25 protein-coding genes and 1 tRNA gene are annotated in these 15,668 nt (G+C 56.5%); 12 read left to right on the top strand and 14 right to left on the bottom strand.

Annotation, left to right across the window (positions count from 1 at the left end; all coding sequences use genetic code 11):
* Nucleotides 1–6: 6 nt before the first annotated feature.
* The 8 genes from C4S63_RS01915 to C4S63_RS01945 all read right to left on the bottom strand — a co-directional run bounded on the left by C4S63_RS01915 (nucleotide 7) and on the right by C4S63_RS01945 (nucleotide 6,722).
* Complete coding sequence (locus C4S63_RS01915) at nucleotides 7–1,908, bottom strand: phage terminase large subunit family protein (RefSeq protein WP_160052669.1); 1,902 nt, start codon at nucleotides 1,906–1,908, stop codon at nucleotides 7–9.
* 37 nt (nucleotides 1,909–1,945) lie between these two features.
* On the bottom strand, nucleotides 1,946–2,434 hold the full coding sequence (locus C4S63_RS01920) for a putative peptidoglycan binding domain-containing protein (RefSeq protein WP_103916533.1): 489 nt from the start codon (nucleotides 2,432–2,434) through the stop codon (nucleotides 1,946–1,948).
* 84 nt (nucleotides 2,435–2,518) lie between these two features.
* Nucleotides 2,519–3,055: a lysis system i-spanin subunit Rz gene (locus C4S63_RS01925; protein ID WP_103916534.1), complete on the bottom strand. Its 537-nt coding sequence runs from the start codon at nucleotides 3,053–3,055 to the stop codon at nucleotides 2,519–2,521.
* Nucleotides 3,052–3,438 (bottom strand): M15 family metallopeptidase, encoded by a 387-nt coding sequence (locus C4S63_RS01930; RefSeq protein WP_103916535.1) that lies wholly within the window; start codon nucleotides 3,436–3,438, stop codon nucleotides 3,052–3,054. The genes C4S63_RS01925 and C4S63_RS01930 overlap by 4 nt, the downstream gene beginning before the upstream one ends.
* Nucleotides 3,435–3,782 (bottom strand): phage holin family protein, encoded by a 348-nt coding sequence (locus tag C4S63_RS01935; protein WP_103916536.1) that lies wholly within the window; start codon nucleotides 3,780–3,782, stop codon nucleotides 3,435–3,437. Before C4S63_RS01935 ends, C4S63_RS01930 begins: the two co-directional genes overlap by 4 nt.
* A gap of 55 nt (nucleotides 3,783–3,837) precedes the next feature.
* Nucleotides 3,838–3,976 (bottom strand) — tRNA-OTHER (locus tag C4S63_RS17345).
* Between the two features lie 163 nt (nucleotides 3,977–4,139).
* A complete protein-coding gene (locus C4S63_RS01940; protein ID WP_146063342.1) occupies nucleotides 4,140–4,952 on the bottom strand; it encodes a hypothetical protein in 813 nt (270 codons plus the stop codon).
* A 105-nt stretch (nucleotides 4,953–5,057) separates the two neighbouring features.
* The gene (locus C4S63_RS01945) at nucleotides 5,058–6,722 is read right to left on the bottom strand and encodes a DUF5906 domain-containing protein (RefSeq protein WP_146063343.1); all 1,665 of its coding nucleotides are present in this window, start codon (nucleotides 6,720–6,722) and stop codon (nucleotides 5,058–5,060) included.
* A gap of 82 nt (nucleotides 6,723–6,804) precedes the next feature.
* Here C4S63_RS01945 and C4S63_RS01950 point away from each other — a divergent pair, with 82 nt between their 5' ends.
* Nucleotides 6,805–7,344, top strand: a complete 540-nt coding sequence (locus C4S63_RS01950) for a hypothetical protein (RefSeq protein ID WP_103916539.1) — start codon at nucleotides 6,805–6,807, stop codon at nucleotides 7,342–7,344.
* A gap of 2 nt (nucleotides 7,345–7,346) precedes the next feature.
* On the opposite strand, the gene C4S63_RS01955 is transcribed toward C4S63_RS01950, so the two are convergent.
* The 3 genes from C4S63_RS01955 to C4S63_RS01965 all read right to left on the bottom strand — a co-directional run bounded on the left by C4S63_RS01955 (nucleotide 7,347) and on the right by C4S63_RS01965 (nucleotide 9,182).
* Nucleotides 7,347–8,363: a PriCT-2 domain-containing protein gene (locus tag C4S63_RS01955; RefSeq protein ID WP_160052671.1), complete on the bottom strand. Its 1,017-nt coding sequence runs from the start codon at nucleotides 8,361–8,363 to the stop codon at nucleotides 7,347–7,349.
* A 31-nt stretch (nucleotides 8,364–8,394) separates the two neighbouring features.
* Entirely contained in the window at nucleotides 8,395–8,901 is a 507-nt protein-coding gene (locus C4S63_RS01960; protein WP_146063344.1) for a phage regulatory CII family protein, read from the bottom strand.
* A gap of 62 nt (nucleotides 8,902–8,963) precedes the next feature.
* Nucleotides 8,964–9,182, bottom strand: coding sequence for a helix-turn-helix transcriptional regulator (locus tag C4S63_RS01965; protein ID WP_103916542.1), 219 nt, complete (start codon nucleotides 9,180–9,182; stop codon nucleotides 8,964–8,966).
* Between the two features lie 96 nt (nucleotides 9,183–9,278).
* Here C4S63_RS01965 and C4S63_RS01970 point away from each other — a divergent pair, with 96 nt between their 5' ends.
* On the top strand, nucleotides 9,279–9,929 hold the full coding sequence (locus C4S63_RS01970) for a LexA family transcriptional regulator (protein ID WP_103916543.1): 651 nt from the start codon (nucleotides 9,279–9,281) through the stop codon (nucleotides 9,927–9,929).
* Nucleotides 9,930–10,122: 193 nt separating this feature from the next.
* Here the strand turns inward: C4S63_RS01970 and C4S63_RS17350 are convergent, their stop codons facing one another.
* Nucleotides 10,123–10,281, bottom strand: a complete 159-nt coding sequence (locus C4S63_RS17350; RefSeq protein WP_160052676.1) for a hypothetical protein — start codon at nucleotides 10,279–10,281, stop codon at nucleotides 10,123–10,125.
* A 63-nt stretch (nucleotides 10,282–10,344) separates the two neighbouring features.
* Between C4S63_RS17350 and C4S63_RS01975 the strand changes: the two genes are divergently transcribed.
* The 3 genes from C4S63_RS01975 to C4S63_RS01985 are packed head-to-tail and all read left to right on the top strand — an operon-like array spanning nucleotide 10,345 to nucleotide 11,404.
* Nucleotides 10,345–10,587, top strand: a complete 243-nt coding sequence (locus tag C4S63_RS01975) for a hypothetical protein (RefSeq protein WP_103916544.1) — start codon at nucleotides 10,345–10,347, stop codon at nucleotides 10,585–10,587.
* Nucleotides 10,584–10,844 (top strand): hypothetical protein, encoded by a 261-nt coding sequence (locus C4S63_RS01980; RefSeq protein WP_103916545.1) that lies wholly within the window; start codon nucleotides 10,584–10,586, stop codon nucleotides 10,842–10,844. The genes C4S63_RS01975 and C4S63_RS01980 overlap by 4 nt, the downstream gene beginning before the upstream one ends.
* Nucleotides 10,841–11,404 (top strand): hypothetical protein, encoded by a 564-nt coding sequence (locus C4S63_RS01985; protein WP_103916546.1) that lies wholly within the window; start codon nucleotides 10,841–10,843, stop codon nucleotides 11,402–11,404. The genes C4S63_RS01980 and C4S63_RS01985 overlap by 4 nt, the downstream gene beginning before the upstream one ends.
* On the opposite strand, the gene C4S63_RS01990 is transcribed toward C4S63_RS01985, so the two are convergent.
* Nucleotides 11,389–12,027, bottom strand: a complete 639-nt coding sequence (locus tag C4S63_RS01990; RefSeq protein ID WP_103916547.1) for a hypothetical protein — start codon at nucleotides 12,025–12,027, stop codon at nucleotides 11,389–11,391. The genes C4S63_RS01985 and C4S63_RS01990 overlap by 16 nt on opposite strands.
* A gap of 74 nt (nucleotides 12,028–12,101) precedes the next feature.
* Here C4S63_RS01990 and C4S63_RS01995 point away from each other — a divergent pair, with 74 nt between their 5' ends.
* The 7 genes from C4S63_RS01995 to C4S63_RS02025 all read left to right on the top strand — a co-directional run bounded on the left by C4S63_RS01995 (nucleotide 12,102) and on the right by C4S63_RS02025 (nucleotide 14,992).
* On the top strand, nucleotides 12,102–12,638 hold the full coding sequence (locus C4S63_RS01995) for a hypothetical protein (protein ID WP_146063345.1): 537 nt from the start codon (nucleotides 12,102–12,104) through the stop codon (nucleotides 12,636–12,638).
* Nucleotides 12,628–12,900 (top strand): hypothetical protein, encoded by a 273-nt coding sequence (locus tag C4S63_RS02000; RefSeq protein ID WP_103916549.1) that lies wholly within the window; start codon nucleotides 12,628–12,630, stop codon nucleotides 12,898–12,900. Before C4S63_RS01995 ends, C4S63_RS02000 begins: the two co-directional genes overlap by 11 nt.
* A 4-nt stretch (nucleotides 12,901–12,904) precedes the next feature.
* Nucleotides 12,905–13,165 carry a hypothetical protein gene (locus tag C4S63_RS02005; protein WP_103916550.1) on the top strand — a complete coding sequence of 87 codons (261 nt, stop codon included), beginning with the start codon at nucleotides 12,905–12,907 and terminating at the stop codon, nucleotides 13,163–13,165.
* A 17-nt stretch (nucleotides 13,166–13,182) separates the two neighbouring features.
* Nucleotides 13,183–13,452 carry a hypothetical protein gene (locus tag C4S63_RS02010; RefSeq protein WP_103916551.1) on the top strand — a complete coding sequence of 90 codons (270 nt, stop codon included), beginning with the start codon at nucleotides 13,183–13,185 and terminating at the stop codon, nucleotides 13,450–13,452.
* A 96-nt stretch (nucleotides 13,453–13,548) separates the two neighbouring features.
* The gene (locus C4S63_RS02015) at nucleotides 13,549–13,890 is read left to right on the top strand and encodes a hypothetical protein (protein WP_103916552.1); all 342 of its coding nucleotides are present in this window, start codon (nucleotides 13,549–13,551) and stop codon (nucleotides 13,888–13,890) included.
* Nucleotides 13,891–13,894: 4 nt separating this feature from the next.
* Nucleotides 13,895–14,722 (top strand): DUF2303 family protein, encoded by an 828-nt coding sequence (locus C4S63_RS02020; protein WP_103916553.1) that lies wholly within the window; start codon nucleotides 13,895–13,897, stop codon nucleotides 14,720–14,722.
* A gap of 12 nt (nucleotides 14,723–14,734) precedes the next feature.
* Nucleotides 14,735–14,992: a hypothetical protein gene (locus tag C4S63_RS02025; RefSeq protein WP_103916554.1), complete on the top strand. Its 258-nt coding sequence runs from the start codon at nucleotides 14,735–14,737 to the stop codon at nucleotides 14,990–14,992.
* A 30-nt stretch (nucleotides 14,993–15,022) separates the two neighbouring features.
* On the opposite strand, the gene C4S63_RS02030 is transcribed toward C4S63_RS02025, so the two are convergent.
* The gene (locus C4S63_RS02030) at nucleotides 15,023–15,619 is read right to left on the bottom strand and encodes a hypothetical protein (RefSeq protein WP_103916555.1); all 597 of its coding nucleotides are present in this window, start codon (nucleotides 15,617–15,619) and stop codon (nucleotides 15,023–15,025) included.
* Nucleotides 15,620–15,668: the final 49 nt, after the last annotated feature.

Here is a 15,668-nt window from a genome sequence, read left to right on the forward strand (position 1 = left end):
GGGCGGTTACCAGTAAGAGGATTTGCGGCGCTCATCACCGGTGTGTTCCGGCTTCTCTGTAGCGCCGAACAGGTCGCTTTGTTTCAGCTGAGATTCCAGCTGATCCCAGCGGTCGTCTTTCCAGGTGTGAAGGCGCTGGCTGTAGGCCGCATGCAAGGCGTAAACCTCACAGTCTGCCGCCTCCACCGGCTGGCCTGGCTTGTCGTGCCAGATCAGCTTGCCGCCCAGCCTGGCGCTGGGGGCTTTGATCACACCCGTGATCTGTTCGTAGTAGTCGTCACGCACTGAGTTGAACCAGTGCATGCGCCCGGGCCCTTCGCCTTTCAGGCTGAGCCGGCCGCCTTCACCAAAGATCAGGTCTTTGGCTTTATGGGTGCCCACCTGGTACACCTGCAGGCCAAACTTGGCGGCCTTGGTTTTGTGGCCGTTTTTGTAATCAGCCTTGCGCGGGGCGCTGAAAATCTCGCGCTTGCCGTAGTCGTTGCTGCTGCCCTTGATGGCCATCACGCCACGTTTCTGGCGAGGCCGCACCCAGTTGTAAACCTGCTCGGTGCTGTGGCCACCGGAGTCAATGCTCACGGCCTTGGGGATCAGGCTGAAACCGTTCTCATGCTTGCGCGGGGTGAACAGAAAATCATCCAGCTGCTTCCACACAGGGTCGCTGGTATCCGTGGTGCTCACCTTGGCGTAGAACTCGCCCCAGTAGAGCAGCCAGCTTTCCATGCCACGGCCCCAGGCGCGCAGCACCACCGCCAGGCGATCACGCTGCACATCCACCCCGGCTGTGAGGATCAGGCCTCCAGCAGGGACAATCAGTTCGGGGTAATCCTCAGCACGCTTGCGCAGTTCTTCAGAATCCGGCGCTGCAGTTTCGTATTCGAACGTTCGGCCCAGCTTCTGGTTGGTGAACGTGATCAGGCCGGACAGATCGCCTTTCTCTGCCAGGTGATCCGCCTTGAGCTTGTCCCGCACCACATCCGAAAGCGTGGTGCCGGGGACACAGGCATACAGCTCACTCAGTTCAGTAAAGCCCGCCTTGCCGTGAAAAGGCCGCGTCGGCACCCAGCCACACAGCGGGTCACCGGCCTCCACCGCGTTGAAAACGGTGTTTCGGATGTTGGTTTGCCGCTGATCGTCATCCCAGCCGCTGCCACAGTGGGGGCAGCAGTAAACGGCGGTGTCCGGCAGGGCCCTGCCGTAGACCTCATGCACAGGACTGTCGTCATCCGCATCCAGCCAGCTAACGTTCTCCCAAGCCAGCACATGGCTCTCGCCGCACTCATGGCATACCACCGGCAGAACCCGGCAATCCGATTCCTGCACCCGGTGTTCAGTCTTGCTGAGATTCTTGATCGTGGGGGTGCCACCAACAATCAGCTTGCTGCCGATGTATCGCTTCAGGCGTTCTTCCAGCAGGCCGATGGCGTCACCCTGACGTTTTACGTCCACGCTGGTGTCGTCAGGCTCTTCCACCACACCCACACCCACCGAACTGGTGGATTTCACGTTGCCAGGGCTGTTGGAACCCACCAGCTTTAGAAAGCCCCCCGGGTAGGATTTCAGATCCCAGCGGTTGCCAGCCTTTCGGCTGGTGGTCACATCGATCACGCCTTTCATGGCTGGCGTGGAGCTCAGCGCAGGCACCAGCTTTTCATCGTGGAAGGCCTTTCCGTCTTTCTCTTTGGCAAACAGCACCATGAGCGGTGCCGGATGGCAGTCCACTCGCTTTGCCAGGTACCCGATCAGGAAGTAGGTCCAGCCCAGCTGGGCCGCCTTCATCAAATCCACTTCATCCACGCTGGCGTCATCCAGCGCCGCAGCCACCCCGAGGAAATACGGGGAGTAGTAGAAATCGTAAAGCCCAGCCAGATCACCGATGGCTTCCGGGAGGTGATAATTGTCTTGCATCCACTGGGCCGTGGGCACATGGCGGCGAGGCCGAAACTTACTCGCTGCTGTCAGTAAGACCTTCCGCAACGTCGCCCGCAAACTCACCAATTCGCTCGATTGCAGGTTCAACGACATCGCTTAATGTGCTGGCATCAATAGAAATGCCATGCTCCTTTTCCAGTGCCTGACGCAGGCGTTCAACAGCGCCACGAATTTCCCGGTTCGCATACGCGGCCCAGTTCACTACGGCCTGGGCTGCATCATCGGCGATCACCAAGGTGCCCAGCTTTTCGTTGTAAGCCAGGCGGCCAAGCGCCGCCTTCACCTGAGCCTCTTCTGTTTTGGCGGCGGCCAGATCGGCCTGTTTGTCACCGCCACGGCCCGCAGCCTGCACCCGCAGGTGCTCGCAGTAATCGAACAGCCACTCAGCCAGAGTGCCGCTCTTTCTCAGGTGGCCATCCGCCACATGCTTGCTCACCGCCTGCTGGCTGATATTTACCAGCCTGCCAAACGCTGAAGCACTTACCTGAGAATCAATGTCCATGAAATCACCCAATAACCGGGGAACAACTACAACCCCCTATGCAATCGCAGATCTGCAAACAACCCGCGCTCCGCGCACCCGTATTCACTCGGTCTCCGGAAGGACCCGCGCTCGGCCATCGCGGTCACAAAATGACCAGCCAGCCTCTTCAGGCTGGCAAACCGTGCACACATAATCCTGCAGGGCGTTCAGCGCTCGGATTCCGTCGTCTCCGTCTTGGGTGATGGTGACAATTCGTCCAGCATGCGCTGGGTCAAGTTCGGTTCGCGGGGGTGCATCATCCAAGCTTCCGGAGGTGGCCGATGTGGTGGCTGTACAACCGTTGGCGAGGACTGACAGCCGACGATCACCAGACTGCACATCAGCAAGCAGCTTGCTCTCAGCAGCTTCAGCACGAGCTTTCTCCTGTTGGTGCAACTGGCTCAGATCGGCCAGTTTTGTGTTCAGCTTGTTCTGTTCAACAGTGAAGTGCGCCTGGTCAACCAGCGCATCCAATGCGGTATCCTCTCGATACTCAGCAAACTCCTGCCCTACCATGGCACGGCCCGTGAAAAGCCCAGCCCCATAGATCACTGACACGACCAGCAGAAGCGCAATACCGCGAATAGTGGCCGGGCTCATGGGTAGGCTCTCCGGGCCAGCTCAATGTGCGGGCCATCCCTAAGGCTTTGCCAGTCGCCGCCCCAAACAATGGGAACTTTCAACTCATCGGCGGCAGCCTTGAAGGCTTCACCAATCTGTTCGTAGTACTCCCACTCCCAGCTGCCCTGCCCATCCACATACGCCATCACGTCAATTGCATGACCGGTCAGGTGGCGACTGTTCAGGGTCTGGCTGTCTCCCTCAGCAACTTCCTGCTTTTGCTCGGCCATCGTCCGCTTTCCATCGGTCACCCCGAAATCAACTGGCGACAACTGCAAAGCTCGCACGGCCAGCATGGCAAGATGCGGGTGCACCTCGGCCAGGTGCCCCATGGATCGTTTACCGAACCGGTGGCCCTTCATCCGCCTGTCTTCCTCTTAGCAAACATGATGGCCCATTCACTGGCAGCTTTAGTGCCAACAAAACCGAGTGAGCCACCAATGAAGTTGCCCATGGCAACCGGTGCACCCGTAGCTTCCAGACCGTAGGAAACTGTCACTGCGATAAAGCCGCAGGTAAGGCCTTCCAGTAACATTCGAAGCCAGTCAATCGGTCGCACCTCTTCACCTTCCTCGCGTCGCTGATAATGCCGGTACACATACCCGAGCATGGCGCCAAAGGCGCCCATGGCCAGGGCCCACGCATGGCGCGCCAGGTCACCACCAGCGCTCACCAACTGCGCCAGCACACCCGGATCGTCTTGCATAAAGCCCCCACCACCAGAAATTAAAAGCCCCGCCGAAGCGGGACCGGGAGAAAATTGGATGCAGCCGCAGGAATTGAACCTGCTCCGGTCAGCACCTCACTGACATACACATTTTCCTGTGCATGGATGGGTTACCCATACAAGGCGTGTGTCGCGTGTAGAAACTCGCCGCTCTACCATTGAGCTTCGCTGCATCAGAAACAAAAAAAGCCCGCAGGCAAACACCAGCGGGCTCAAAAGACAGGCAAAAAAAAAACCCGCCGAGATTTCTCAGGGCGGGCTTTTCCACGTTGGGAAAATCATGGCCATTTCTGTCCCGGTCGTCAACAGGTCAAGAGAAAAATAATTAGAATTCTCTCATGCAGCCCTATCAGAAAACTGGTGCCACAGGTGGCGCAGCACCATATCCTCCAGGGTATAGAGCGTTTTCATCATGTCATCAGCACGAGCTGCCCAAGTTTCACTGAATCGGCTCTTGCTGATCTTCGCAATTGCCGCCCGGTTCCGCACCGTCAACACGCTCTGCCCGGTGCCCTTGCATGGCTTACACACCAGCCACCGATCTGCCATGCGCAATAACGAGCCGTCATCAGCTTGCTCCGGCTCCTGCTGCCAGGTCTTGCCCCTGCCCATGCAGTGGCTGCACCGCATCGGGTAAACCAGCTCAAACACACACAGCGTAGCCAAGCCTTCGCAGTAGTCCGCTTTCCAGCCATTGCGCATACACACCCGCCGGAACTCAGTCTGCACCCACCCCGCCAACGAAAGCTGAGCCTGGTTGTCGTCAGAGAACTTGGCCCGCCCTACCAGCACTGCCTCAGCAGGCAGCTTACCCATACCCATAGCCCCAGCCACATCATGCTGGGTAATCACTACAGAACCACCGCCAAAGCCGGAACCATCAATCAACAGCCCTTTCGCCGTCATCTTCGCCATCAACCGGATCGGATTCATAACTCTCCCCTGACCATTTCTGAATTGTTTGTCGTGGAACATGAAAAAATAGAAGGCCGGATGCAGGCCGGAGGGTAAGCCGGAGGGTAAGCGACCCTTAACATACTGAAAAATAACGAAAGGCCGGAGGGCCGGAAGGGCCGGAGGATGTTTCTCGCGTGTGGGTACATTGAATTTAAACCGCACCCCGTAGAGAACATAAACACGCGCACCCACGCGCGCGTGACAACCCACCGGCCCTTCCGGCCCTCCGGCCTTTCTATGGATTTCAGGCGCTTACGATAACACCACCCTCCGGCCTGCATCCGGCCACCCTCCGGCCTAATCATCTTTTGGCTCCAGGTTCTTCTCCCAGCGGAGCACAAACTCACCCAACCAGTCCTTCTGCGACTTGCCCTCTGGAGGCTCACCCACCTGGAAAAACGTGCCCTTACGCTCGTTAACGCCCATCTGATACTTCACATCGCGCCTGCGCCGCTCCCTACCGGAAAGGGCGCCAGAAAACCTTTCGCGCGTCATAGATCGCTCACCAGCATCTGAACACCACTGCCGGTACAACTTGTACAAGTGATTCACCAGGCACGTCTCATAAGGGAATTTCGGGCCCATGTGCCCAGCCTTCCAATCCTGATGAAATAGATCCCAACTTGGCCGCCCGAAATCAATCAGCCTAGCTTTGGCTTCTGTCATCGGGGGTTCACGGTGAGTATCGAAAGGGAGAGGTTCAGGATCATCACGATCACTCCACTCCATTCGAATCTGCAAAAGGAACTGATAGAATGCCTCAAGCCCACCGTGCTCACACTCATGCAGAACACCTTGCTTCAGATCGTGCGTTAACTTCGTTTCAGGCCACACCACCAGCATGCGCCGGTCGCTAGGTTCAACAGGAAAAGGCTGTAACTCATTTGAAAGGAACACCGCATTCATGTGGTTGGATTCTTCCCAGCCACTCACAAACTTCTTCTCGATGCGATGGGTATCGCCGGTGATCATGTGCTTCAGCGTACCGGTATGGCTGTACTTCTGATCCCGGCTAAAGATCTCCTCGAACAGCCCGAACAGTTTCTGACTGCGCCAATCGGTGTACTGTGATTCCAACTGATGCTGCCCAAGAGTAGCGGCATACTCGCCATACATGGGTTTGATCACCCGCTCGAACAACAGGCTCTTACCCGTGCCCTGCGTCTCTGAGTGCATCAATACCGCCGTGGCCATCTTCGCCCCCACATGCTGCAACGGAAACGCCAGCCACCTTAGAAACCACCGCACCACAACCTGATCACCATTACACAGGTGATCCACCAGGCGCAGGATGTAGTTACATTGCACCAGCTCACCAGCAGGCTTTAGCGGCAACCCGCGAAACATATTGATGTAACCGTCTTCAGGGCTGTGCTGTTGCAGAGGATCAAAAACCAGCTTATCCCGGTCGATCAACTCACGATCCGGATGCTCAAGCCATTGGGAGTACCAGCGGTGCAAAAGCGGCTTCAGGTCATTCAACCCGACAACCTCACGACGCTCCCTGTCCCAGGCATTCTGCGAAGGATAAAGCAGTACAAAGCGCCGGAGCGCCATAGCTAATTCCCCTCCCCCCCTCTTTTGGGCGGCGGAGGCCTTACGCACCACATCAGCATGCTGAACAGCCCGGCGCTTGTCGCTACCCTTCCACACCTTATAAACCTCAGCACCGATCCAGTCCCTGACCTGCTTTTCCTTCAGCAGCTTGTGCGTCTGGTTATCCCAGATCCGGCCATCAGGCACTGTCCAGGCGAACCGTTTAAGCGCCTCTTCCAGATCCATAATCGGACCACCAGAAGAAGTATCCCCGCCGGTATCAGAGGGCGCGGGAGAGGCGGTAACAGAACTATCGTTAGCAGCCAGCAGATCTTGCAGCTGCGCCTGGAAACGTTTCTTCGCCTCACGCTTACCCAGGGCTTGGTGGAAGTCATTCCAGTCACCCGTCCATTCATTATCCGCCATGGGCACCCCCTGCATGTGATTGCACAGAGCGGACCAACCGGGTAGAAACAGAGTTCAGAGAGAGACGAAAGCAGGGATCGAAATGAATAACAAAGCAAATGTGCTGGTTGCCGCCGTTGCCGGCATTGGGGTGTGGGTAGGAGCCATTTACATGTTCACCAGTGACAGTGACCCCGTCGAACAACAGCCGGCCACCCAACAGCCAGCCGAAAGTAGAATTGAGAGCGCCAATAAGACCACCACCCCAAACTGGAGTCACATCACTACCATTTCTCAGGCCGAGAAAGAATGCCCAAGGCAAAACAATAACTGTATCCGCCATGGAGCTGTTTCCGAATGGGGCCAGCAGTGCAAAGCATGGCTTGAACTCGAGGGAACCACCAATTTCACCCCGCAGGGCGATGAAGACCTCTATAAACTCTTCAGTGGCCGCATCAATAAAAACACAGATGGAGAGTACATATTGCGTGGAATAGAAATGAAGGGACATCATCCCGATGGCCTTGAGTTTCGCTACGAATACGGATGCAGAATCGACCCACAACAGAACGCCATTACCGGCATCGCCGAGCCCGTCCCTGTATACACCGGCAAAGGGCTGCGGTTTAAAGACTTCAACTAACATCAAGCAGCCTCCCCAACCGGCGCCGGCGGCAGATGCACCACCCCTCCCAGCTCAGCCTGGCAGGCCGCGGTAGCATCCTGCCCCGCCCGTTTCCCGGTTTCCGGGTTCAGCTTGTCATTATCCGCCATCCACACCGGCGTCTTTCCTTCCAGCCACCCGGCCTCAAGAAAAGCCTTACCGACAGTCAGCATATTGCCCGAATCAAAGCAGGCAACTACAGGCCAGCCACTCCCCAACTCAAACGCCGAGGCAGAAGTGGCATAACCCTCTGAAAAACCCACAAGCTCAGCCCCCTCCAGGGAACCAAACAAATGGAAACAGCCCTTCTTCCGGCCATACTTCGGGAACATCTTGGTACCCAGCCCATTGATCGACTGGATCGCCCACAGCTTTCCATCGATATCGACCAGCGGCACCGCTATGGTTTCATGAGAGAATCGCAGAAATGAAATATGCTCAGGCTTCGGCCTGGGCAAAGTGCGAAAGAATTCCCGCACAGCGATACCCGTCAGCACCTGGCAACGGCAGTCCCTATCATCAATCACCAACAACACAGACCGCTTGAAAAACCGGATACCATAGGCCCCAACGCCCTTCTTCCCCAGGTAAGGCGAACTGCCAATGGCATGGGTGTGCTCCTGCCATATCGCCCAACAAGCATCACTCACGGCTTCCTGCATGGCCTGGTGTCGCTTTTCATCCCTCTCGACTTCCGCCTGCCGCTCTTTGCGACGACGCTCCTTCTCCGCCCGCAGAGTGCGTTTCTCCTCTGCCGTAAGCTCTCGCCTGGGCCGCTGCCACCCGCCCTGCACAGCCAGCTTGATCAGCGTAGCAATCGTGTAATGCCCCGCCTTGGCGCTACGCCAGGTGGTCTTACAACCCCCCTTGTCAAAGCTCTGGCCCTGCTGGCTCCAGCTATCGAAGAGCTCAAATCCCGCCTCGCCATATTCATCCTTCAGCGCTCCGGCGATGGAAAACCATGTATCCCGGTCACAATCCGGGCTGATATACAGCAAGCCCTGCTCCGCCTCATGAATCGGCAACGGCTCACCCATGGGGCACCTCGCTAAACAGCTTCGCAGCCTCCACTAACCGGAACCCCGCCTGAACCAGCCGCAGCAAGTCCTTCTCCAGCACCGCCAACTCATCCGCATCAACCCGCCCATCAACCAAGGCATCACGAGTGTTGCTGGTCATCTTCCCTACCCGGGTAATCAACTCAGCCACTTCACTGAAAAGCTCAGTCTTCCCCACATCCTCCTCAGCAGGCATCGGCAACCAAACACAGCCCGTAATCAACGCCAGCGCATCCAGAATTTGATCCAGATCGCCATGGTCACGGGCGTACTCGGTAATTAACTCGAATTGCTGCAGGGTCGGATTTCGTTCGGAATCGTTGAGGTTGAGGTTGTTGTACAGCTGCTGGGGGTGAAGGTCGTAAGTCGCGGCAATCTTCTTCAGTCCCTGCCGCTTTGCTGTCATCGACAGCGCTGTTTTCAGATCAGGCAAGATCTTCTGAGCCAACTCAATGCGGCTCATGCGTGGAATAGGCATGATGAAACTCTCTCCCGGGTTTCTCTAAACAGGCAGGCCCGCTGCCACTATCGTGTAACCAATCAAGCTGCTTTGGCTTCCTCACAGGGGAAAACGCTATCAAGGGAACACTTAACACCACGATCATTCAGCGCTCGCACGATCGCCCGGGCCTGGCCCAGGGAAATATTCGCCCGGCGGCCACACTCATGATGGGTAATCTGCGACTGACTGACCCCTGCAGCTTCTGCCAACTGCAACTGAGTTAAGCCTGCTTTCTGACGATAGTTTTTAAGTGACATGGGCATCCTCCATGCCAGCAGATTACTACCTAGGTATTTGGAAGGTCAATACCTAGGTAGTTTGTTTTTAATACTACAAGGGTATTAAATTTCCCAATGGAATATGGCGACAGACTACGCAATGCCCGGACAGCCAAAGGCTACAGCCAGCAACAACTGGCTGAGGTCTCTGGTGTGCCACAAGGCACCATCTCAAAAATCGAACGCGGAGATCAGCAAACCTCCCGCTACGATCTCGCCTTGTCAGAAGCACTCGAAGTGTCTGCAAAATGGCTACAAACCGGCCACGGCCCGAAATCTCCACACTCAAACTTGGCAGAATCTCCCGCTCGCTACTCCAATCAAATAGCAACCGCACCTGTCATCAGCCACGTGCAAGCTGGGCAATGGGCAGAAGCCATCGACCTCTACTCGCCTGGCGACGGTATAGAGCATCGATCAGTACCCGCTGGCACCTCAGAAAACGCGATCTGGCTGAAAGTAGTGGGCGACAGCATGACCAACCCCAACGGCAACCCCTCCATTCCTGAAGGGTCCATTGTGCTGGTTGATCCAGATCTTCCACCCGATAACGGCAAGCTCGTCGTCGCCAAGCTGGTTGACAGCAACGAAGTGACCCTGAAAAAACTGGTGATCGACGCAGGAAGAAAGTGGCTCAAGCCCCTGAATCCGGCCTACCCCATGATAGAAATCAACGGCAACTGCAACATCGTAGGGGTGGTAAAAAGGATGGAGTACGACTTCTAAGCTACAAGCCCCGATGGCGGCCCCCATTAAAGCACCCTTCTGCACCCTCCCTCCTGCCACTCATATCCAAAGAAAGCATCTCCAGCCCCGCGCTTCCCTCTGAATACTAAAATACTACAAATAGTCTTTTAGTAGTTGACATGACTACTTTGGTACTTTTAACTAATACCAAAGTATTCGGGAGAAAGTCATGTCAACAATCCACATCCACCCCACTGCCACCAGCAAAGCCTGCATCAAATCCCTGCAGGCCCGCACAGGCCTTGTCGCCGTCATCACCGGGAAGACTGCCCAGCTTGTCAACCTGAACCGTTTCAGCAACCACCACGCACCCAAGCCTGCTACTCGGCATGCATTCCTTGATGCCAGGACGAATGGCGATGGCCCCTCTGCGGCCTGATCCGAGGTGACAGTGATGAATACCAACCACACCAACATCCCGGCCCTGATCCACAACGCCAAGCGGGCCTTTGGCCGCCTGATCATCACGGCCGACATGGACAAGGCCTTGGTGAACACCGGCCGCCTGCTGGACCACTACCTGAGCGAAGTGCCTGTCAGCAACACCACCCTTCGGGTACGCGCCCAGATCAACCAGATGGCCGATGAGTACCTGAAGAAGTGCGAGCGGTACAAGGCCGGGAGGAAGGCGGCGTGAACCTCACCACCGAGCAAGAGCGCAGCCTGCGCGCGGCCATCAAGGCCGGCCAGCACAGCCAGAACCCGGTGACGAACCGCATCACCGTGCACGGTGTGGATCTGGACGTGACGGTTTACCGCTTCCAGAAGGATATCAACTGCATGGTCCGCCCGACCGGTGGTACCGACCAGGTATCCATCTGCAACTTCAGCAGCCGCGTTGGCGGCGTCGTGTACGCCACCGCCGCCGAAGCCATAGAGAGAGCCATTGTATGAGAATCATCGCCTTCACCGGCCCCGGCGGCGCCGGCAAGAACACCGCCGCCCAGGCACTTGGCGCCCAATACCACACTGCTGAAGTGTCGTTTGCGGCCCCGCTGTATGAAATGGCCGCCGTGGCCCTAGGCCTCACTGTGGAAGAGATTCATGCGCTCAAGCAACAGGGCGACCAAACCATCCGCGCCCTGCTGGAGCAGCTGGGTGACGCCATCCGCACCACCATCCGCCCGGATTATCTGATCGTGCGCCTGGTGGACACCATGCGCGAACTGGAAGAAAGCCAGGACACCCCCGAACTGGCGGTGATCACTGACCTGCGCACCGAAGAAGAAGCCTACTGGGTGCGGGCGATGAAGGGCCTGGTGATCCACGTCAGCCGCCCGGAAGCGACCAGCGACAGCCAGCACAGCACCAACCAGCCGATCACTTTTGTCCAAGGCGATCAGTACCTGTTGAACAACGGCACAAAGGAAGACCTGATCAAAACCGCCTGCGCGATCGTCAGGAGTTGGGCATGTACGAAAAAGGGTTACATAAAGGCTCAAGGTGTCATATGAGAACTTTCTATTTTCAGCTTTCTAGCAACAGCTCTCACCCTTTTCAGAAGCCTATCATTCTGCTGACTAATTTCATTAATTGGTTCAATGACGCCATTAATAGCTTCAACCAATTTCTCATTTGGATGCTCTTTACCCAAATTTATAAACGTAATAGCACTATGGATAAGAATAATAGCTGTTCTTATTCTAGCGAAGGTCGCCATCGTCGGCATGGGTTCTTGCAAGATCAGCTTCATACCCTCTTCTGTGTGTTCCAAATTTCGGATTGTGTATTCAAACGCAATTATATTCGCGGTTTCCGGGTTTTCCGCTCTCGTTCTCGTGGTTTTAAGAGCTCCAGAAATGAAGCCAAGGGAAAGCGATATATAGGTCAGCGTATCTTCAAAGCGCTTATACCTTGCAGCCTCATCCTTAAGGTCTTGCTTAGCCTGACGCTCACGCTCCAATTCACGCTCGTGGCTAAAAATTCTGCGCGTGCGCTTTTGATCTTCCCTGAAGGTTCTTTTCGTAGAATTGACCGAGTAAAGAAAAACCATAAAAGTAAGCAGAGCCTGCACCCAAGCAGCACCAGCACCGCTGCCGAACCAAGTACCAACACACAGCCAATTATCACAAATCATGGTTTCCCTCCCAATATCAAAGGGATAACCATCTTCCAGCTTGCACCATCAAGTCAATGGGCTGGGGGTGCAGCATGAACCTGCTAGCCCGCCTGCTTTACCGACTCACAGCCAACCGCCCCACCCGGCTGATCAAGATCGAAGGCCAGCCCTATATGGAGCGGTACTTCATCGGTCAGCTGCTGGGACTCACGGTCTACCTGCACCGGTTCGTGCGCGACGACCACGAACGCAGCCTGCACAACCACCCGTGGAACCACGCCATCAGCCTAGTGCTTACCGGCCATTACCAAGAACACCACGCGCCCTTCGCCCGGTGGATTGAACCGGACCTGGTGGTGGCCACCGTAGAGACCCGCCCAGTGCGCTGGCTCAACCACATCACCCGGGCAACCCTGCACCGAATTGCCGGGGTAAAGCCGGAAACCTGGACGCTCTTCATCCACACCGGTTGGAAGCACAAATGGGGCTTTCTGCACGGCCTGGGCGTCCACTGGCCCCACTACGAATACCGAATTTACCAATCTGACCAGCCCCGGGAATGGTGGCACACCGCCAAACCGGGCCGGCTGATCGGCAGGGAGCCATTCGGAGGCCGCCATGCTCACTGACCAGCAACGCGCAGCCCTTCGCAATATGCCCCGCAAACACCAGCCCGCGAACTATGCCGTGCTCGTGGGCCTCCGCGAACACGGCCAGCGCAAAGCCAAGCAGGCCCACACCACCTATGTGCGGGCCAGCAGCGAGCAACGGGCGCTGATGGTGGGCTACTGGGTCGTAAAAAACCTGTACGCCGGGCCCTACCGCAAGCTCGGCCTCACCGTCAGCCGCGCCACCAGCGCCAGGGCCATGCATCCAGTGAAGGGGGAGTAACACCATGAGCCAGCCCACCTACCGCATCAAGCAAGCAGCGCAGCGCCTTGGCACCAAGCCAAGCCAGCTACGCCACCAGCTGCGGGCCATGGGCGCTATCACCGAAGACGAACGGGCCCACCCGGCCTGGGTGCGCGAGGGCTGGCTCAAAGAAGACCACCGCCAATACCACCACCCCGTAGTGGGCTGGAAGTGGCGGACACGTATCGACATTACCGAAGCCGGCCTGGTTGAGCTCTGGGCCCGCATCAGACGCGCCGCGTAAGGCAATGAGGGAGATACATGGCATGGGAAACCGTCAGCAAATACAGCCTGAAGAACGGCAGCTACCGGGTCAGCCTCAGCCAAACCGGGGAAACCCGGGTATTCACCGCCTGGCCCCCAAAACCCGCCTATCAGCCCCTGAACTGGCAGGCATCGGTTCACCAGTGCATCGGCTGCTACCCGACAGCGGACGCAGCCAAAGCCGCCTGTTTGGCCCACGCCGCCGTGAGCGGCTTATGCAGCTTCCTCTGCCGACAGAGCGGCAACCACACCGAGGCGAGCGCGTAATGATCACCTTGCTCTGCCTCGCAGGCCTCGGACTTTATCTGACTCTGGCGCTCACCTGAGTTTTAACCACCAACCACCCTTACGGGAGAGAGAACCATGCGTACCAACGTAGAAGACTTTATCAGTGAGCTGGACGGCGGCGTCTTCGTCGAAAAGCTCGGCCAGGCCCTCTCCGATGTTGCCGCCGGCACCATCGACCACGGCAAAGGCAGGAAGAAAGGGAAAATCGTTCTGGAGCTGGATATCCAGCAAATCGGCGAATCCCACCAGGTCCAGATCAGCCACACCCTCAAGGTGTCCCGCCCCACTCTGCGGGGCAAAGCCACCGAAGAGGACACCACCACCACCCCGATGTATGTGGGCAAGGGCGGCAAGATGACCATCGCTCCCGATGCCCAGATGGATTTCCTGAAAACCCAAGTCACAGAGGAGCAATAACCCAATGGAAGCAATCACATCAACCAGCATGCTGGAATACATCCAGGATAACGGCACTCGCCTGGCGTTCAACTTCACGGCAGCCGAGCTCAATCTTGACGTAGCCGCCCTTCCTGACGACACCAAGGTGCTGGAACTGGAGAAATTCAAACCCCGGCGAAACCGGTTTCGGGGTCACTTTGTAACTCGCAGCATCGACGACTTTGTGAACTACACGGAAAACAAAGCCGACCTCGGCGCCGAATGTTTCGTTTACCCCGACGACATGACCGCCACTGCCGTGCTCAATCTTGGCGATCTCTCAGCCCCCGGGCATGCCGACAGCCAGGCTCAGATGAAGCTGAAGCGTACCGCCGCCTTCATTGCGCTTAACAACATCGACGGCAACACCCGCACCCAGCAGCAGCTGGCCGAATGGCTGGAAGACTGGCGCGACAACATCTGTGGCCTCACCAGCAATGAGCAGGAAATGTCAGCCAGCAAGGTGATCGCCGCCATCCGCCGGATCACCATCAAGGCAGGCAGCACCAGCGACCACACCGAGGGACAGCTCAGCGCCACCCGTTCCTCGCTGGAACAAGTTGAAGCCAGCAGCAACAGCGAACCACTGCCCAGCTTCATCCAGTTCACCTGCACCCCTTATGTTGGCCTGGGTGAACGCACCTTCACCCTTCGCATGAGCCTGCGCGCCGACGAAGACAAACCCCTGCTGGCCCTGCGGATCATCCGCCCGGAGCAGCATGAAGAGGAAATGGCCGAGGAATTCGCCGAGCTGCTGCAGCAGAAGTTCGGCGACATCCTGCCGGTCACCATCGGCGTCTTCAGCGCCTAACAGGAGCCAATCATGCTGGTCGCCCGTTTCTCGGTGCACGTCGAACAACCATGGATCAGCCCCAAGGCCCGCCGCCTTGGGAGCCGGAAATGGCTGATCAAGATCCACGCGGGAAACGGGCCCGACCGCAGCACAGACGAAATCCGCAACCAAAACCCCTGCAACCTGGTGGACGTGCTCGACACCGCCACCCAGTGCATCGACGACATGCTCACCGAGCTGGACATGACCGTCACCGATGCCGGGTTTCAGGTGTTTTTGTTGAGGTAATAGGAATCCATGACTTTAATCATAAATCAGTCACGCACCCTTTCTTATCAAGCGATCCTGTTCAGCGATTTCATCCTGATCAGGTATTTCGAGAAGGGCATTTATGTCTTTGGAATATTCAACCTGATATCTATCCAGCAAATCGCCATAAAAGTCGAGCTTAGAAATCACCATATGAAGCAGAGATTCATATTCCTCCAGGTGCTTCCCTGCAATCCAAGCATCAAAAGCCTGCTCAATTTCTTTTATATGGTTGCTTGCCGACGCCATAAGAAGAAGAGCCCCATTATTCGGAAGGTCACGGAGCATCACATCCCGGAGAGCTTTATAATCCTCAATTATCAGATTAGAAATATGCTTGAGCGCCCTTACAGGTTTTTTACCCCCGTTGTTAGCAGAAGCGTCTTTAAGTATCTGAAGGTCTTCTCTCACATTAAAAATAAGCAGCGTCCCTCTCGCAAGATTCTGAAGTCTTTCATCCTGCTTGCTCTTAATCGCAGCTTTTCTCTGACGCTGCAGAGTAAAGTTTGTAACGAAAAGACTGACCAATATCGCACCCAAAGTCCCGAATACCTGAAGCCAAGTCGCAAGCATTTTCCCCTGCTCACTTATCAACCAATCCCACATATTTTCCTCATGATCTGTATGAAAGCGATTTCGATCATGACTTTAACTG

This window comes from Alcanivorax sp. DSM 26293, from assembly GCF_900107995.1.
Taxonomy (GTDB): Bacteria; Pseudomonadota; Gammaproteobacteria; order Pseudomonadales; family Alcanivoracaceae; genus Alcanivorax.

Coding starts and splice junctions, on each gene's coding strand:
- C4S63_RS01915 (WP_160052669.1), bottom strand. CDS start 1,908: ATGCAAGACAATTATCACCTCCCGGAAGCCATCGGTGATCTGGCTGGG.
- C4S63_RS01920 (WP_103916533.1), bottom strand. CDS start 2,434: ATGGACATTGATTCTCAGGTAAGTGCTTCAGCGTTTGGCAGGCTGGTA.
- C4S63_RS01925 (WP_103916534.1), bottom strand. CDS start 3,055: ATGAGCCCGGCCACTATTCGCGGTATTGCGCTTCTGCTGGTCGTGTCA.
- C4S63_RS01930 (WP_103916535.1), bottom strand. CDS start 3,438: ATGAAGGGCCACCGGTTCGGTAAACGATCCATGGGGCACCTGGCCGAG.
- C4S63_RS01935 (WP_103916536.1), bottom strand. CDS start 3,782: ATGCAAGACGATCCGGGTGTGCTGGCGCAGTTGGTGAGCGCTGGTGGT.
- C4S63_RS01945 (WP_146063343.1), bottom strand. CDS start 6,722: ATGGCGGATAATGAATGGACGGGTGACTGGAATGACTTCCACCAAGCC.
- C4S63_RS01950 (WP_103916539.1), top strand. CDS start 6,805: ATGAATAACAAAGCAAATGTGCTGGTTGCCGCCGTTGCCGGCATTGGG.
- C4S63_RS01960 (WP_146063344.1), bottom strand. CDS start 8,901: ATGCCTATTCCACGCATGAGCCGCATTGAGTTGGCTCAGAAGATCTTG.
- C4S63_RS01965 (WP_103916542.1), bottom strand. CDS start 9,182: ATGTCACTTAAAAACTATCGTCAGAAAGCAGGCTTAACTCAGTTGCAG.
- C4S63_RS01970 (WP_103916543.1), top strand. CDS start 9,279: ATGGAATATGGCGACAGACTACGCAATGCCCGGACAGCCAAAGGCTAC.
- C4S63_RS17350 (WP_160052676.1), bottom strand. CDS start 10,281: ATGCCGAGTAGCAGGCTTGGGTGCGTGGTGGTTGCTGAAACGGTTCAG.
- C4S63_RS01975 (WP_103916544.1), top strand. CDS start 10,345: ATGAATACCAACCACACCAACATCCCGGCCCTGATCCACAACGCCAAG.
- C4S63_RS01985 (WP_103916546.1), top strand. CDS start 10,841: ATGAGAATCATCGCCTTCACCGGCCCCGGCGGCGCCGGCAAGAACACC.
- C4S63_RS01990 (WP_103916547.1), bottom strand. CDS start 12,027: ATGATTTGTGATAATTGGCTGTGTGTTGGTACTTGGTTCGGCAGCGGT.
- C4S63_RS01995 (WP_146063345.1), top strand. CDS start 12,102: ATGAACCTGCTAGCCCGCCTGCTTTACCGACTCACAGCCAACCGCCCC.
- C4S63_RS02000 (WP_103916549.1), top strand. CDS start 12,628: ATGCTCACTGACCAGCAACGCGCAGCCCTTCGCAATATGCCCCGCAAA.
- C4S63_RS02005 (WP_103916550.1), top strand. CDS start 12,905: ATGAGCCAGCCCACCTACCGCATCAAGCAAGCAGCGCAGCGCCTTGGC.
- C4S63_RS02010 (WP_103916551.1), top strand. CDS start 13,183: ATGGCATGGGAAACCGTCAGCAAATACAGCCTGAAGAACGGCAGCTAC.
- C4S63_RS02015 (WP_103916552.1), top strand. CDS start 13,549: ATGCGTACCAACGTAGAAGACTTTATCAGTGAGCTGGACGGCGGCGTC.
- C4S63_RS02020 (WP_103916553.1), top strand. CDS start 13,895: ATGGAAGCAATCACATCAACCAGCATGCTGGAATACATCCAGGATAAC.
- C4S63_RS02025 (WP_103916554.1), top strand. CDS start 14,735: ATGCTGGTCGCCCGTTTCTCGGTGCACGTCGAACAACCATGGATCAGC.
- C4S63_RS02030 (WP_103916555.1), bottom strand. CDS start 15,619: ATGTGGGATTGGTTGATAAGTGAGCAGGGGAAAATGCTTGCGACTTGG.